The sequence below is a fragment of the Streptomyces sp. NPDC007205 genome, from assembly GCF_040634095.1.
Lineage (GTDB): Bacteria > Actinomycetota > Actinomycetes > Streptomycetales > Streptomycetaceae > Streptomyces.
The window spans coordinates 47252-62670 of the sequence record NZ_JBEYEW010000006.1 but is presented as its reverse complement, the minus strand read 5'-3'; the positions used below and the strand labels follow the sequence as shown (position 1 = coordinate 62670).

Genomic DNA, 15419 nt, shown 5'->3' with positions numbered 1-15419 from the left:
ATCCGAGCGGGCGAGGAGAGGGCATGACCACGAAACGACGCGACACATCGAGCGGGCGCCGCGAGTCGACGGATCTCCTGTCCGCGGCGTTCTCCGGTGACCCGGACGCGGCGGACACCGGGGGCGGTCCCGCGGCACGCGGCCGGCGCACCCGCGAGAAGATCGCCGACGCCGTGCTCGCGCTCCTCGACGAGGGGCACAGCCAGTTCCCGGCCGAGCAGGTCGCCCAACGGGCGGGAGTGTCGAGGCGCCTGGTGTTCCATCACTTCGCCGACATGTCGGCGCTCGCCGACGCGGCCATCGAACGACGGCTGCAGCAGATCGCCGCCCAGGCCCGGCCGCTGCCCACCGAGGGGCCCCGCGCCGCCCGCGTCGACGCCCTGACCGAGCAGCGGGCCCGCATCCTGGAGTGGCTCACCCCCGCCTACCTGGCCGTCCTGCGCCTGGACGACCCCTCCCCGCGCATCCGGCAGACCGCCCAGCAGCTGCTGGAGTTCGCCCGCTCACGCCTGGCCGAGGTGTTCTCCGCCGAACTCGACCGACTGCCCGAGGAGAAGAGGACCGATCTCCTCAACGCCCTGGACGCGGTCACCACATGGGCCGCCTGGCATCACTGGCGCAGCGCGGGCCTCGACGCAGAGACGGCCCGCCGCACGATGCGGACCGCGGTACACGCCCTGCTCACGGCGACCGACCCGCCCGCCTGACCGGCACGGGCGGGCGGCGCTCCCAAGGGGCGCGGGGCCGTGTCTGATCCGCGGCTACCGCCGCGCGGGCGCGAGCAGCCACAACGGCGCCGCGGCCGAATCACGACGGCAGCCGGCGGAGCGTTCAGGCGTCCTTGAACTCCTGCCGCTGACGGCCGAGCCCGGCGATCTCCAGCTCGACCACGTCCCCGGCCCGCAGATACGGCTTCGGCTCGGGCTGCCCCATGGCCACCCCCGCCGGCGTCCCCGTGTTGATGACGTCCCCGGGGTACAGCGCCATGAACTGGCTGACATACCGCACGACTTCCCCGACCGGGAAGATCTGCTGGGCCGTCGTACCGTCCTGCCTCAACTCCCCGTTGACCCACAGCTTCAGCGACAGGTCCTGCGGGTCGGTGATCTCGTCGGCCGTCACCAGCCACGGCCCCAGGGGATTGAACGTCTCGCAGTTCTTGCCCTTGTCCCAGGTCCCGCCACGCTCGATCTGGAACTCCCGCTCGGACACGTCGTGCGCCACCGCGTATCCCGCGACATGCGCGAGCGCCTCCTCGGCGGACCCGAGGTAGCGGGCCGTACGCCCGATGACGACCGCCAGCTCCACCTCCCAGTCGGTCTTGGCCGACTCCCTCGGGACCAGAACCGTGTCGTCCGGCCCGACCACCGTGTCCGGCGCCTTCAGGAAGACCACCGGCTCGGCGGGCGGCTCGGCGCCCGTCTCGCGGGCGTGGTCGTGGTAGTTGAGCCCGATGCACACGATCTTCCCGATGCGGCCGAGCGGCGGCCCGATCCTGAGACCCGTCGCGTCCAGCGCGGGCAGCTCACCGGCCTCGGCGGCGGCCCGTACCCGGCCGAGGGCCGCCTCGTCCGCGAGAAACGCGCCGTCGATGTCGTCCACGATGCCCGACAGGTCCCGGAGGGTCCCCTCGGCATCGAGCAGCGCAGGCCGCTCCGCCCCTGCCGTACCGACTCGCAGCAGCTTCATGGTCAGATCTCCCTCGATCGCGGGGCGCCCGGACCGATGTGTGCAGCCATCGGAGGACTGGCCGATCCTCCAATCCCCCCGTCCACTCCGCAAGACCCTGTTCACGTACTGGACCGTAACCGCACGCTCCTACCGGTACAGGGCGGCCCGCTCCACCGCGCTCCAGGCCGTGCTGGTGACGACGTACAGCGCGGCTGCGAGCGGTACGGCGGCCACGGTGACGAGCGTGAAGAAGGACAGGAACGGCATGGCCTTGCCGACCGCGCCGAGCCCCGGCACCTGCTCACCGTCCCCGGCGCCCACCGCGACGGGGTCGGCCGCCATCGTCCGCCTGGTGCGCAGGCAGTTGAAGGTGGCGATGGCCGCGACGAGCACGAAGAGCCCGAGGTAGACCAGCCCGGCCGGGCCGAACGCCCCGCCCCCGTCGAGCGCGTCGGACCACCGCCCGCCGAGCGGCGCCGCGAACAGCCGGTGGCTGAGCAGACCGTTCGCCTCGCCGCCGATCGTGGAGCTGGAGAAGAGGTGGTAGAGCAGGAAGAAGGCGGGCAGCTGGAGCAGGCCGGGCAGGCAGCCGGAGAGCGGCGAGACCCTTTCCTCGGCGTGCAGCTCCAGCACCGCCTGCTGCAGCCGCTGCGGGTCCTTGGCGTGCTTCTTGCGCAGCTCGGCGATCCTCGGCTGCAGTGCGGCGCGGGCGCGCCGGCCGCGGGCGGCGGCGCGGGACAGGGGGTGGACGAGGAGTCGTACGAGCGCGGTGAACAGGACGATCGCGGCGGCCGCGGATGAGGCGTGGCACAGCGGCTGCAGCAGGTCGGCGAGCTGCTCGACCAGGCGGGCGAAGACGGAGAAGACGGACATGGGTGAGCCCTCCGGGGGTCTCGTCGTGCCGGAACGGAGTGGAACAACGGCATGACGACCCGCGCGGGGTCACGCGTGAAAGGGAGAGACGTGCCCTACGCGGCGGTCGCCGGAAGGGCGTGCCCAGGTGCCCTGGGCCGGCTCCGGCCGGGCGCGTCGGGATCGCGCTGCGCCAGGAAGGCCGTACGCCGGGCCCGGTCGCGAATCGCCGTACGCACCCGGGTGGGCGGGACGGCGGGTGCCGAGCGGGCGGTGAGCAGGGAGCAGAGGGCGAGCGCGGAACCGGCGGCGGCGGTCGCGGCGAGGGCCACGGTCGCGGAGAGGCTGCCGGTGTCGAACAGCATGACCGGCAGCAGCAGGAGCAGCAGCGGGGCGAGCGCACGCGACCGCACGAAGCTGCAGGCCACCCGGCTCCCCTCCCCACGGTCACAACTGCCCATGTCTACCCACCCTTTATACCTGACCAGTTATACCTGACCAGCGAGAACCGGGAGTACAGCGGCGGGTGGCGGCCCATGACCCGCTGTCGTCCGGTCTGTGGGCCACCCCGCGCGCCGTCGCCGATCTGCTGGTCCGGCCGGCGGTCGAACGCCGGCTGGGAGATCCCGCCCCCTCCTGGGCCACGACCGGCCGGCTGCGCCGGCACAACGGCGCGACGCGGCACGCCTCGCTCTTCGCCGGGGCCATGGCGGACGGCCGGTGGGTGGTGGTCCACCGGCTGGGCGGCCGGTCGGACCGGACCGACCGGATGGGCGTCGACCTGGTCACGGGCGGCGGCTCCGGGGGCTCCTGAGCCACGCCCAGGAGCTCAGGCCGGCTCCGTCTCCAGCGGCTCCAGCAGCCGCTTCGGCTTCAGCAGCGCCCGGCTGACCGGATCCGCCGGATCCGGATCGAGACCCTGACCGGGGTACATGGCCACGTCCTCGACCGGTACGACGGTTCCGCACGCCGCGCATTCGCCGTACGGCCCGAGTTCGGTGCCGCAGTCCGCGTGCCGGAAGTGCCGCAGCCGGGTCTCGCCGAAGTGCTCGCGTCCCCACAGGCCCAGGGCGCGCAGGGTGGGCCACAGGGCGATGCCGCGCTCGGTGAGGACGTACTCGTCGCGCGGCGGCGACTGCTGGTAGCGGCGCTTTTCGAGGATGCCCTCGGCGGTCAGGGCCTGCAGGCGGGCGGCCAGGACGGCGCGCGGGATACCGAGGTGCACCAGGAAGTCGTTGTACCGCCGTACCCCGTACAGCGCGTCCCGGACGACGAGCAGCGTCCAGCGTTCGCCGACGATCTCGAGCGCGCGGGCGATCGAGCACTCCTGTGTCGCGTAGTCCTTGCCCAGTGCCATGCCGTCCACTGTAGCCACTTTCCGACCTCTTGGTTCGGTGACCGAACCTGGGGTGTTACGGTGGCCGCACCAGGTCAGTTCAATGACCGAACCATAAGCGTGTTCGGCGCCCCCACCGCAGTCCCCGGAAGGACAGGACCACGCCATGACCGGGCTCGACTCCACCACCCCCGCCGCCACAGCCGTACGCGGCGAAACCGCGCGGGACGCCCCCGCCCGCCCCCGCGCAACCCTCGCCCTCACCAGCGCAGCCACCGCCGTCGCACTGATGACGTACACGGCCCCGATGGTCACACTCCGGGACACCGCGACCGCCCTGCACACCCCGCTCTCCGCGCAGGCCTGGCTGCTCAACGGCTCCCCGCTCGGCCTCGCCGCCCTGCTGCTGGTGGCCGGCAGCCTCGCCGACGACCACGGCCGCCGCCGGGTCTTCCTCGCCGGCACCCTGGCCCTCGGCCTCACCACCGCCCTCGGCGCCCTCACGACCTCGACCTGGCAGTTCACCCTCGCCCGCATCGCCCAGGGAGCGGCGAGCGCGGCGATCCTGGCGAGCAGCCTCGGCCTGCTGGTGGCCGCCTTCCCCGCGCCGCGCGGCCGGCTGCACGCGACCGGCGTGTGGGGAGCCTTCGTCAGCGGCGGCATCGCGGTGGGCCCGGTGGTCGCGGGCGGGCTGCCGACCTGGCGCATCGCCTACGGCGTCCTGGGCGCCGCCGCCCTCCTGCTCGCCGCGCTCGGCACCCGCGCGCTCACCGAGTCCCGCGCCCCGCGCGGCGGCCGGCCGGACATCCTCGGCGCCCTGGCCTTCGGGCTGGCCCTGGTGGCCCTGCTGGCGGCCCTGACCCTGGGCCGCGACGGCTGGCTGCGCGCCCCGGTCGGACTCCTCCTCACCGCGGCCTTGGCCCTGATCGCACTCTTCGTCGCGGTCGAACACCGCACCGGCGCGCCGATGATCGACCTCGGCCTGCTGCGCCACGCCCGCTTCCTGGCCTCCGCCGCCGGCGGCCTGTTCACCGGCCTCTCGGTGATCGCCCTGTTCAGCTTTCTGCCGACCCTGCTCCAGCAGACACTCCGCCTGTCCCCCATGGACACGGCCTGGCTGTTCCTGCTCTGGTCCGGGCTGAGCTTCACGGTGGCCCTCCAGGTCAAGCACCTGGCCGGCCGTGTCGCCCCGCGCGTCCAGCTCGCCGTCGGCTTCGCCCTGCACACCGTCGCCGTCCTGACCATGCTCGGCGCCGCCGCCTCCGGCTCCTGGACCCGTCTGCTGCCCGGCCTGATCGTCGGCGGCGCGGGCAGCGGCCTGCTCAACGGCGCGCTGCCGCTGCTCGCCGTCGAATCGGTCCCGCGCGAACGCGCCGCGATGGGCTCCGGCGCCCAGCAGACCTTCCGCTACATCGGCTCCAGCGCCGGCGTCGCCCTGACCATCGCCGTCGCCACCTCCGCCCGCAACCTGGCCGCCGGGGCCGACATCGCCCTGCTGGTGTCGGCGGGGCTGGGGGCGGTGGGGGCGGTGAGTGTGCTGGTGCTGCGGGAGCGCTGATCCGGCGGCTCTCACCTGGGCCGGATGGAGACGAGCCTGCCCCAGACCGCCATGCGGTAGCGCGAGGTGAACTCGGGGGTGCAGGTGGTGAGGGTGATGTAGTAACCCGGCTCCGAGTACCCGTACGCGGGCCGCACGAGGGAGCGCGGCACGGGCCGGATGACCCCCGAGTCCGTCGCGGACGTCTGCGGCAGGATCTGGTCGACGTCATACGTGTACGTCGCCGTCCGCGTCTCCACCTCGATGTCGTCCCCGCGCCGCAGCCGGGGCAGATACCGGAAGGGCTCGCCGTGCGTGTTCCGGTGCCCGGCGAGCGCGAAGTTGCCCGCCCGGCCCGGCTGCTGAGTCCCCCGGTAATGGCCGACGTACCCCCTGTTGAGGACGTCGGCCCTGCTCACGCCCTCGGCGACCGGGACGCGCAGCCCCAGCCGGGGGATGGTGAGGACGGCGTACGCCTGCGACCGCCGGGGGAGGCTGACGGACGTGTACGGCCGCTGCGGCGTACGGGACGTGGCGGCGTCCGGGTCCGATGCCGGGGCGGCGGTCGAGCCGGAGCCGGTGGGCTCGCCGGGCGACGAAGCCGCGCCACCGGCGCCGTACCCCCGATGGCTCCACTCCCGCTCCAGCGCCTCCACCTGCCGCTCGGCGCCGCGCCGGGCCTCCCGGTTGGTCCACCACAGCTGGTGCACGACCAGCAGCATCAGCAGCACACCGACGGTCACGAGCGCCTCGGCCCCACCCCACAGCACGCGCCGCCGCCGGGCACGCCGACGCCGGTCGCTGTGCCGTACGACCCGCACGCCCGACCATGCCGGCATCCGCACCCACCTCCACGGCAGCCGCCCGCAGGGTAGGCGCAACGGACACAACTGGCCAGAGCCACAGGCGAATCGGAGCCCCGGCGCGCGCTCCTCAAGGGGTTTCAGGAAGCTGCCTCGCCGGGCGCAGTACAGACGAAGTACTACGTACTGGCCCAGTTCACCCGTCACATCCGCCCCGGCATGACGATCCTGGACACGGGGACGAGTTACGCGGCGGCGGCCCTGGGCAGGCAGTCCAAGCGCCTGGTGACAGTGGCGGCAGACACCTCATCCTCCGCCCAGACCCTGACCTTCGACCTCTCCCGCTTCTCCTCGGCGACCGGCGGCTCGGCCGGCCTGGTCCCCCGCTGGAACACGGTGACGACGGGCGGCGCGGGCCTGTACACGCCCCACTCGGACACGTACGTGTCCGGCAAGACGCTGTCGGTCCCCTTCGCGGCGAAGTCGGTGCAGACGCTCCGGATCGACGGGGTCACCGTGTGAGGACCGACGGCAGCGGAAGGGCGTCCTGGTAGCCGTTCACCGGCCGGGGCACCTTCCTGACCGTGCGGGCGTCCAGCGCGACCGGCGCGGACCCGGTGCCCAGCGTCCCGCCGGGGTGCCAGGTCCCCGTGACCGACACCCAGGTGTCGGCGGGCAGCGCGGGACCGCCGTAGATCCGCACCTTCACGGACTGGGCGTCCGCCGCACAGCAGTTGATGATGATCCGCGTCAGATCCCAGCCGTCCTTCCCGTGCGGGGTGACGATCCCGGTCATCAGCACGGTGCGCCCCTTGAGGGCCTGCCCACGGTCCTGCTGCACCCGGCTGGTGAAGTCGGAGAGGGTCATGGGCAGCGGCGAGGTCGCGGGCAGCGGCTCGAACGACCGCCGCTCGGCGACGGCCTTGGCCGGCTGCCGGGAGGCGGTATAGGCGCCGAGGGCGGGCGGGGCGTAGAAGAGCAGACTGAACGCGGGGAGGAGGAGCAGCCAGGCGGTGCGGGGCAGGCGGGAGTGGTCGTGCCCGTGCTGGTCTGCGTGTGCGGGTTGGTCTGCTTGTGCGTGCTGGTCTGCATGTGCGTGCTGGTCTGCATGTGCGTGCTGGTCTGCATGTGCGTGCTGGTCTGCATGTGCGTGCTGGTCTGCGCGTGCGTGCCGGTCTGCGCGTGCGTGCTGGTCTGCATGTGCGTGCTGGTCTGCGCGTGCGTGCCGGTCTGCGCGTGCGTGCCGGTCTGCGCGTGCGTGCCGGTCTGCGCGTGCGTGCCGGTCTCTGCTGCGATCGAAGAGAGCGCTCGCGACCCCCAGGAGGACCAGGACGACCCCTGAGGCGATGAGCAGGGGCCGCATGCTCTCCTTCACATACCGCAGGCACAGGTCGGTGAGCAGGGAGATGTGCAGCAGCCCGAGCCCGCAGAGCAGGAGCAGCCCCGCCTGGAGGGACCCTTTCAGCGACCCTGCTTTCACAGCAGTGCTCCCCCGATCAGCGCGCTGCACGCGACGGCGACGACGACGGTGGCGGCGGAGAACCGCAGGGCGAAGGCCCGCCCGAAGGTCCCCGCCTGGAGGGCGATGAGCTTGAGGTCGACCATGGGCCCCACCACCATGAACGCCAGCCGCGCCACCGCCGGGAACCCGGTGAGCGAGGCGGCGAGAAAGGCGTCGGCCTCGGAGCAGACAGCGAGCAGTACGGCCAGCCCGGCCAAGAAAAGCACGGACAGCCAGGCCGACCCGGCGAAGGCGTCGAGCACGGAACGCGGCACGGCGACATTGAAGGTGGCCGCGGCCATGGCCCCCAGCACGAGGAACCCGCCTGCGTGCAGGAAGTCATGCTGAAACCCGACCCGGAACTCATCCCACCGGTTACGGCCCTCCCGATGCCCGGCATGCCGCACGACGGGCCGCAACCACTCCGCCCGGCCGAACCGCAGCCAGAGCCAGCCCATGACGAGGGCGGTGGCGAGGGAGGCGAGCAGCCGGGCCAGCACCATGCCGGGCTGCCCGGGAAAGGCGACGGCGGTGGCCGTGAGCACCACGGGATTGATGGCCGGCGCGGACAGCAGAAAGGCGAAGGCGGCGGCCGGCGGAACACCACGCCCGATCAGACTGCTGGCGACCGGCACGGAGGCACACTCGCACCCCGGCAGGACCACGCCCGCGACTCCGGCCACCGGCACGGCGAGGACAGCGCGCCGGGGCAGCATGCGCTGGAACACCCGCTCCGGAACGAAGGCGTTGATGGCACCGGACAGAGCGGTCCCGAGCAGCAGAAAGGGCACGGCCTGCACGGTCACGGCGAGACACACGGTCCGCCACGCCTGTACGGCCGGAGCGTCCCCCCACCGGCCGAAGACGTAGAGGAGGGTGCCGGGCACGACGGCGGCGCCCACGAGCAGCAACGGCCAGTATCGCGGCGGCGCGGCGCTCCCCTCCCCGGCCATGGCCTGCCGATCGCTGTCGGCCTGGATCAACTCAGCCGTCTTCTGCACGCCACCCCCACCAGACACTCACATGTACATGCCCGTACGAAGATAGCGGGCCTGCCTGTTCGCCCCGTCCGCAGCTCACTTTTGTCACCGCTCGGCAGTACGGTGTCCCCCATGCGCCCCGACACGCCTGCCGAGAACGTCGACCACACCGCCGAGGCGGCACGCCTGGAGCGGACCGCCGGACTGTATCCCGAGGACGCCGAGGCTCTGCTGCTGAGGGCGGCGGCCCACCTCGAACTCTCCGGCGACCGCCCCGCGGCCACCGCGCTCTACGACCGCCTGCTGTCGTCCGCCGAAGGGCTGGACAGCCCAGCGCTGGTAAGGGCCCTGAAGGCCTCGAACCTCTGGGAGTACGGCCACGAGGCGGAGGCAAGGGCGATCATCGAGGGACTCCGCACGTCGGCCCCCCGCGACCCGGCCCCCTGGATGATCATCGCGGAGTCCCTGGAGGCGCACGACGAGCTGGCGGCGGCGGAGGAGACCTTCACGGAGGCGGCGAGCCTGTTCCTGCCGCAGGGGGACGACACGGACCCGGCGCCCACCACACACCCCCTCCTCTACGGCCGCCACCGCGTCCGCCGCATGCGGGGCCTGCCGCACGACGCCTGGGACACCCTGGCCGACACCCTCCACGCGTCCCCGGTGTCCCTGGACGAACTCCACGACCCGAAACGGGTCTGGTCCCTCGGCTCCGACAACCCGGCGGAACTGGCGGCGGAAATCTCCCGCCTCCGAGCCGAACTGGGCGCCTACCGAGAGGCCCTCTCCCGCCCGTTCCCCGTGGCGGTCCTCCACTGGCCGGCACCGGAACTGACGGAACTCCTCTCGGCCTACCCGCCCCTGTCCTCGGAGTACCCGTCCCACGAGGCCCACCTGTCGACCATAGAGTCCTCCCTGCGCGAGCTGTCCTCCTCCGGCACGGCCAACCTGGGCATCGTCACGGGCACGGTCCCCTCGTACGAGGCCTTCGCGGCATCGGAGGGCTCGTCGCCGGGTGATGCGACGCTGCTGCCGCAGTACGCGACGACGCTGGCGGCGCGGGGACGGGCGGTGGCTTGGCCGCCGCAGCGGGGGGCGGAGTGCTGGTGCGCCTCCGCCCGGCCCTACAACGGCTGCCACGGAGCATAAATCCGCCCCTGCCTCTCCTCACTCACTGCCGGAAGCCGCCCACGCACCCGGCGTGCCTCCACTCCGCACACGCGCTCCGACGCCGCCCGCCCTTCGCTCCTCCCGTAATCACCCCACCCGGGGCCCGCTTCCCCCGGGCCGGCCGCTCGCTTCTGCCCTGTGCTGGGGCGGGCCGGGTCACGGGTAGGCCGAAGGACCATCGGCGCAGCCGACGCGGAACGCAGCGGAGTGAAGCACCCTTGACGCGGTCCGCGGAAACCCAACAGGGGGCGGCGCCACGGTTGCTGAAGACCCCGGGGCCTGTTTTCGGCACACCGCCTTCGCCTGTCAGTGGCTGCTGTTAGAACTGATCCATATCGGCGCGCAAGGTCGCGCACGAGCACCACAAGGGATCAGGGGGGCAGCCGTGGCAGAACCGATGGGCCGATCGGAGCCGATCGCTGGCGTCTACGAGAAGCTGATCACGGACGACGTACGCAACGAGCTGGAGCGATTCGAGGCGGCTGGCTGGAAAGCCATTGACGCCGAGGTCAGCTCGGAGTCCGCTCCCCATGTCCTGGCTCGCTACATCGGTGAAGCTGTCGGCCAAAGGCTGGCCCAAGTTCCCGCCGAGGATCGCGTCAAGGTCGCGAACCGCATCCTCGCGGCACTGGCCGCTACAAACACTCCAGAATCGAGCGATGCCGACGCTGTCAGCTCCATCATCGAGGGACCGCGACAACTTCTGACTCTCGCGCGGCAGGAGGCTCCGGGTGTGTATGCGCTGCGCCCCTTGACACCTCTGTCCGAGACGTCGCTCATCACCAACTCCCCAGAGGACCTCAGCCTCGGTTCCGAACTCAGGGCTGAGCTGGCTACGGCAGACCGAATCGACCTGCTCTGCGCATTCGTGAAGTGGTACGGCATTCGCGTCTTGGAGGACTCACTGCGCGCCGCGAGGGACCGGGGCGTGCCGATACGCGTCATAACGACCACCTACATCGGCGCCACCGACCGTCACGCGCTGGACCGTCTGGTCCGGGACTTCGGTGCCACGGTCAAGGTCAACTACGAGACCCGTTCCACTCGACTACATGCGAAGGCCTGGCTGTTCAGACGCAAGACCGGCTTCGACACGGCATACGTCGGCAGCTCCAACCTGTCGAAGGCGGCGCTGCTCGATGGGCTGGAGTGGAACGTCCGCCTGTCGTCCGTCGCGACACCCGCCGTACTGAACAAGTTCGAGGCGACCTTCGACGCGTACTGGAACGACACCGCCTTCGAGACATACGATCCCGACCTCCACAGCGCACGCCTCGATGAAGCGCTGGCCCAGGCGAGTGGCACCAACGCCAGCACGGACCTGAAGATCAGCCTTTCTGGACTCGAGGTACGCCCCTATCCCCACCAGCGGGACATGCTGGAGCGGCTCACTGCCGAGCGGGAGCTCCGCGGGCGGCACCGAAACCTTCTGGTCGCGGCGACCGGCACCGGGAAGACGGTGATGGCCGCCCTCGACTACCGCAGCCTGAGCCGCAAGTCGGAGGGTGGCCGACCGAGGCTGCTGTTCGTGGCCCACCGAAAAGAGATCCTTAAGCAGTCTCTGCGTACCTACCGGGAAGTGCTGGACGATGCATCCTTCGGGGAGCTGCTCCACGCAGGGCAGGATCCACGCGAGTGGAACCACGTCTTCGCCAGCGTCCAATCGCTCAACGTTCAGCGTCTTGAGCAACTGGCGCCGGAACACTTCGACATCATCGTCATCGACGAGTTCCACCACGCTACCGCCGCCACCTACCGGCGCGTGATCGACCACTTCACGCCGAAGGAACTGCTGGGCCTGACGGCCACCCCCGAGCGGATGGACGGGCTCAACGTCCAGGACGAGTTCTTCGAGGGCCGGATCGCGGCTGAGATGCGGCTCTGGGAAGCCCTGGAGAACGACCTGCTCTGCCCCTTCCACTACTTCGGCATCCCCGATGGCACGGATCTGACAAATCTCGGCTGGCAGAAGGGTTCGTACGCCGACCAGGAGCTCGGGAACCTCTACACAGGCAACCACGCGCGCGCCCGGATCGTGGTGAAGCAGATTCGGGACAAGGTCTCCAACCCTGGCGCCATGCGGGCGCTGGGCTTCTGCGTGACCAAGGCACACGCCCACTTCATGGCGGACTTCTTCCGAGAGGCCGGCTTCCAGGCAGTGGCGCTCGACAGCGACTCGCCCGCTGAAGTGCGCTCCCAGGCGTTGTCCGACCTTCGTGACAGAAAGCTTCAAGTGATCTTTTCCGTCGACCTGTTCAACGAGGGCCTCGACATCCCTGACGTAGACACGCTGCTGCTCCTCCGCCCCACCAACAGCGCCACCGTCTTCCTCCAGCAATTGGGGCGGGGACTGCGGCGTACCGAAACGAAGCCCGTCCTCACCGTCCTGGACTTCATCGGTCAGCACCGGGCTGAGTTCCGCTTCGAGGAGCAGTTCCGAGCCTTGACCAACCTGTCGCGGAACCGACTCCTCGACCACATCGAGCACGACTTCCCCCAGTTGCCGTCCGGCTGCCAGATCATCCTGGAGGGCAAGTCGAAGGACCTCGTCATCGACAACATCCGGACCCAGCTGGGTGCCACGGTGAAGACACTGGTGAAGGAGGTCAGGGCCTACGGCACCCCGCGCCTCGCCCGTTACCTTCGGGAGAGCCGCCGGGAGATCAAGGAGCTGTACAAGAGTGATAACTCCTGGACGACAGTGCTGCGCCGAGCCGGCCTGATCGACGAACCCGCGCCCGCTGGAGAGGCTGCGCTTCTGAAGCGGGTCCACGCCTTCCTGCACGTAGACGACCCGGAGCGCACGGAGGCCTACCTCCGCCTCCTCCAGGATGACGCTCCGGCGTACGAGGAACTTGACCCCACTGGCCAGTCGTTCGCCCGCATGCTGTTCTTCAACCTCTGGGACAACGCAGGCGGCTTCACCAGCTTCCAGGAGGGTCTGGAATCGCTGCGGGACCAGCGGGTGTTCCGAGACGAGCTGCGGCAGGTGATCTCACATGTCATCGAGCAGGCCGACCACGTCCCCATCTCGCTCTCCGGCCCCCTCAGCCATATCCCGCTGATGGTGCACAGCGCCTACAACCGCTCCGAGATCCTCGCCGCCCTCGGCGTGGCACGCTTCGGCGGTCAGATGCCCCGCTCCTTCGCGCAGGGTGTGCAATGGGTCGAGGAGCTTAAAACCGACGCGCTTCTCATCACGCTGGACAAGGACGAGAAGGACTTCTCGCCCACTATCCGGTACAAGGACTACGCGTTGAGCCCGACGCTCTTCCACTGGGAGTCCCAGAACTCAACGGCCGCCACCTCCCCCACCGGCCTGCGCTACCAGCAACACAAGGAACGCGGCAGTCACATCCTGCTGTTCATGCGACGCTACAAGAACACCGACATAGGCAAGTCCCAGCCCTGGATGCTGCTCGGCCCAGCCACCTACGAAGACCACACCGGCAACAAGCCGATGGCGATCACCTGGCGCCTGAAGCATGAACTACCGGCCGACGTGTGGACGTACTCGGCCATCAATGCCGGCTAATCAAAAGGGCCAGGTCGGCCTCGCATAAGGCCGACCTGCCTACTCAGGGACGGTTTGGCGGTCGAAGTTAACAGCAAGTATGTCGCTGCGGCCCGTCAAGCCCAGCGAGTGCCGTTCGGCCATACCGCGAGCGCGTACTCCGCCAACTGGGCTTGGCGTGCCTTGATACCATCGGCCCGCCACGTCCAGTTCTGACCATCCCATAGTTCATCGATGTCCGTCTGGGAAGAGATCAGAAGCGCAGATCCCGAATAGACGTCGGCCTTTTCCGGAAAAGACCGATTAGACAACGACTGATTCTTCTTCCCGGCGAGGAGTGTGAGATTACCGAGCCTGTTCACCCAATCGTCGTGGTCCTCAAGTTTCAGCTCCTTCTCAGGCTTCTGAGGGTAGATGTTTTCAACATGGACTTTACCATCACCCAGGACCACTTCTTCTCGGATGTCATTCTGTAGGCGCAAGTACTGCTCTATCTGAGCCAGGAGGTAACGGGCCTGTGACTGTTTAGGAATAGACGCCTCGAGGAAATCCGACTTGAACGTTTCGTCATCCGGAATCCATCCCAGTACCTTGTGTAGCACTTCACGCAAATTAGCCCCTCTGGCGAGCTCCTTGGCCGCACTGAAGACGTTCTCCTCCAATAGGGTCGACTCGCGCCTACCTACCACCGTCCATCGCACGTAGTAGCTAATCGACGCCTCTACGAGGTGCTGCAACTGGGAGTAGGGATGCTCACCGGATGCCGAGAGTAGTAGCGGATACAAAGCGTCTGCATTCATCGCCTTAATTTCACTCAAGGCCGCATCAAATTCCACATCGCCAGTGCTCCCGTTAATCAAGTCCGCGTACCTGCCGGCAGCACCTTCGAGTTCGGCCGAGAAAGCGCCAACTCCATACACCTGAGGGCGTTTATCGAAATGACCACTCAGGTCTCTGCGGATAGTCGTGTAAAGGCTATGCGATTTAACATCACCATGCTTCGAAACCCAGAAGTGGCGGAGAAATTTCTCTATCTCCTCCCGACGGTCAAACCCATCAAGAAGTGACCGCCACGCATCATTTACGCGGTTCTTTTCGTGCTCACCCCTACTCTTCTCCATCAAGAAATTTCGAACCAGATCCACCGTGGACAAGTCTTTTCCTCGCGAATTAATCGTCTCAAATACCTCGTTTGCATCGCTGGATGAAGGGGTTTGGATTTCAACAAAAACCAACCCATTAATGAGGCATTCCCGCAGGGAATCGAGATAGTCCAAACGCGCCTCATCATCAGGAAAGCCCTGCAGGCGAGCCATGATCTTGGATCGGAAGTTACTGTAAGCGTCGAGTATCAGTCGATGGGAAGGTCGACCCGGCTTCTCCATCTTCGGGCACTCGCCGAGCGTTTCATTCCAGTCCTGGATGTGATCGCGGAAGAAGTCCCTGTCAAAAAGAGACAGGACCAGGAAATATTCCATCGGCTCCTTGCGTCCAGATTTGCGCGCAATATAGTCCCGCTGAATATTGTTCGCACTTGAGATCCCCTCCGGCGATTTCATGCTCCAGAGCGTATCCCTTATGGCCGCTATCAAAATTGTTGACGTGGTGAGACGCTGCTGTCCATCAAGGAGCGACCGCCCCGGCTTTGAGTCGCCAGTAATGGTCACCACCGGGCCGATGAAGTACTCCGACGACGACTCACGGCCATTTTCGCGGGACTCCTTGAACTTTTCGATGTCAGCCCAGAAAACATCGACCTCCTTCTTCGTCCACGCATATTGCCGTTGGCTGTCATCGGGAACGGTTACTATGGGATTATTGGCGCCAATCAACTGACCGAGGGTTTGACGCTGCGCCTGTTTGATGATTGCCACCTGGTGACCTCCTGATCGTCTACGGCAGGATGAGCGTACCGCTCACGCCATGCCGACGAGAGATAAACGGCCAGACGACGGGCACCAGGGGCGCTCAGCAGCGCGACCGTGCCAAGACGCGGTACTGAGCGGACGGGGCTGCTACATTCAGGGGTCAAGCACCGTACGTGCGGGTGCCAAC

13 protein-coding genes and 1 pseudogene are annotated in these 15419 nt (G+C 68.7%); 6 read left to right on the top strand and 8 right to left on the bottom strand.

Features of this window, described 5'->3' with window-relative positions; all coding sequences use genetic code 11:
* The first annotated feature begins 23 nt into the window (after positions 1-23).
* Entirely contained in the window at positions 24-707 is a 684-nt protein-coding gene (locus ABZ624_RS12865) for a TetR/AcrR family transcriptional regulator (protein WP_360086241.1), read from the top strand.
* A 124-nt stretch (positions 708-831) separates the two neighbouring features.
* Here the strand turns inward: ABZ624_RS12865 and ABZ624_RS12860 are convergent, their stop codons facing one another.
* The 3 genes from ABZ624_RS12860 to ABZ624_RS12850 all read right to left on the bottom strand — a co-directional run bounded on the left by ABZ624_RS12860 (position 832) and on the right by ABZ624_RS12850 (position 2951).
* A complete protein-coding gene (locus tag ABZ624_RS12860; protein ID WP_360086238.1) occupies positions 832-1689 on the bottom strand; it encodes a fumarylacetoacetate hydrolase family protein in 858 nt (285 codons plus the stop codon).
* Positions 1690-1818: 129 nt separating this feature from the next.
* On the bottom strand, positions 1819-2544 hold the full coding sequence (yidC, locus tag ABZ624_RS12855; RefSeq protein WP_360086235.1) for a membrane protein insertase YidC: 726 nt from the start codon (positions 2542-2544) through the stop codon (positions 1819-1821).
* A gap of 95 nt (positions 2545-2639) precedes the next feature.
* Entirely contained in the window at positions 2640-2951 is a 312-nt protein-coding gene (locus ABZ624_RS12850) for a DUF6412 domain-containing protein (RefSeq protein WP_360086232.1), read from the bottom strand.
* A 98-nt stretch (positions 2952-3049) separates the two neighbouring features.
* On the opposite strand from ABZ624_RS12850, the gene ABZ624_RS12845 reads away from it, so the two are divergent.
* Complete coding sequence (locus ABZ624_RS12845) at positions 3050-3337, top strand: hypothetical protein (RefSeq protein WP_360086229.1); 288 nt, start codon at positions 3050-3052, stop codon at positions 3335-3337.
* A gap of 15 nt (positions 3338-3352) precedes the next feature.
* On the opposite strand, the gene ABZ624_RS12840 is transcribed toward ABZ624_RS12845, so the two are convergent.
* On the bottom strand, positions 3353-3880 hold the full coding sequence (locus ABZ624_RS12840; RefSeq protein WP_360086226.1) for a helix-turn-helix domain-containing protein: 528 nt from the start codon (positions 3878-3880) through the stop codon (positions 3353-3355).
* A 145-nt stretch (positions 3881-4025) separates the two neighbouring features.
* Here ABZ624_RS12840 and ABZ624_RS12835 point away from each other — a divergent pair, with 145 nt between their 5' ends.
* Positions 4026-5417, top strand: coding sequence for an MFS transporter (locus ABZ624_RS12835; RefSeq protein ID WP_360086223.1), 1392 nt, complete (start codon positions 4026-4028; stop codon positions 5415-5417).
* Between the two features lie 11 nt (positions 5418-5428).
* Here the strand turns inward: ABZ624_RS12835 and ABZ624_RS12830 are convergent, their stop codons facing one another.
* The gene (locus tag ABZ624_RS12830; RefSeq protein ID WP_360086220.1) at positions 5429-6235 is read right to left on the bottom strand and encodes a class E sortase; all 807 of its coding nucleotides are present in this window, start codon (positions 6233-6235) and stop codon (positions 5429-5431) included.
* 123 nt (positions 6236-6358) lie between these two features.
* Between ABZ624_RS12830 and ABZ624_RS12825 the strand changes: the two are divergent.
* Positions 6359-6721, top strand: a pseudogene (locus ABZ624_RS12825) (beta-1,6-galactanase); the annotation flags it as partial.
* Here the strand turns inward: ABZ624_RS12825 and ABZ624_RS12820 are convergent.
* Together ABZ624_RS12820 and ABZ624_RS12815 are read right to left on the bottom strand one after the other, a co-directional pair.
* Entirely contained in the window at positions 6711-7664 is a 954-nt protein-coding gene (locus ABZ624_RS12820; protein ID WP_360086934.1) for a TIGR03943 family protein, read from the bottom strand. The pseudogene ABZ624_RS12825 and the gene ABZ624_RS12820 overlap by 11 nt on opposite strands.
* 11 nt (positions 7665-7675) lie before the next feature.
* On the bottom strand, positions 7676-8653 hold the full coding sequence (locus ABZ624_RS12815; protein ID WP_360086931.1) for a permease: 978 nt from the start codon (positions 8651-8653) through the stop codon (positions 7676-7678).
* A gap of 159 nt (positions 8654-8812) precedes the next feature.
* Here ABZ624_RS12815 and ABZ624_RS12810 point away from each other — a divergent pair, with 159 nt between their 5' ends.
* Together ABZ624_RS12810 and ABZ624_RS12805 are read left to right on the top strand one after the other, a co-directional pair.
* Positions 8813-9829: a tetratricopeptide repeat protein gene (locus ABZ624_RS12810; protein ID WP_360086217.1), complete on the top strand. Its 1017-nt coding sequence runs from the start codon at positions 8813-8815 to the stop codon at positions 9827-9829.
* 418 nt (positions 9830-10247) lie between these two features.
* Entirely contained in the window at positions 10248-13385 is a 3138-nt protein-coding gene (locus ABZ624_RS12805) for a DUF3427 domain-containing protein (protein ID WP_360086928.1), read from the top strand.
* 95 nt (positions 13386-13480) lie between these two features.
* On the opposite strand, the gene ABZ624_RS12800 is transcribed toward ABZ624_RS12805, so the two are convergent.
* On the bottom strand, positions 13481-15238 hold the full coding sequence (locus ABZ624_RS12800; RefSeq protein WP_360086214.1) for a DUF262 domain-containing protein: 1758 nt from the start codon (positions 15236-15238) through the stop codon (positions 13481-13483).
* Positions 15239-15419: the final 181 nt, after the last annotated feature.

Bases quoted from the DNA above. Each gene is read 5' to 3' on its own strand.
- ABZ624_RS12865 (WP_360086241.1), top strand. From the start codon at position 24: ATGACCACGAAACGACGCGACACATCGAGCGGGCGCCGCGAGTCGACG.
- ABZ624_RS12860 (WP_360086238.1), bottom strand. From the start codon at position 1,689: ATGAAGCTGCTGCGAGTCGGTACGGCAGGGGCGGAGCGGCCTGCGCTG.
- yidC (WP_360086235.1), bottom strand. From the start codon at position 2,544: ATGTCCGTCTTCTCCGTCTTCGCCCGCCTGGTCGAGCAGCTCGCCGAC.
- ABZ624_RS12840 (WP_360086226.1), bottom strand. From the start codon at position 3,880: ATGGCACTGGGCAAGGACTACGCGACACAGGAGTGCTCGATCGCCCGC.
- ABZ624_RS12835 (WP_360086223.1), top strand. From the start codon at position 4,026: ATGACCGGGCTCGACTCCACCACCCCCGCCGCCACAGCCGTACGCGGC.
- ABZ624_RS12830 (WP_360086220.1), bottom strand. From the start codon at position 6,235: ATGCCGGCATGGTCGGGCGTGCGGGTCGTACGGCACAGCGACCGGCGT.
- ABZ624_RS12815 (WP_360086931.1), bottom strand. From the start codon at position 8,653: ATGGCCGGGGAGGGGAGCGCCGCGCCGCCGCGATACTGGCCGTTGCTG.
- ABZ624_RS12810 (WP_360086217.1), top strand. From the start codon at position 8,813: ATGCGCCCCGACACGCCTGCCGAGAACGTCGACCACACCGCCGAGGCG.
- ABZ624_RS12805 (WP_360086928.1), top strand. From the start codon at position 10,248: ATGGGCCGATCGGAGCCGATCGCTGGCGTCTACGAGAAGCTGATCACG.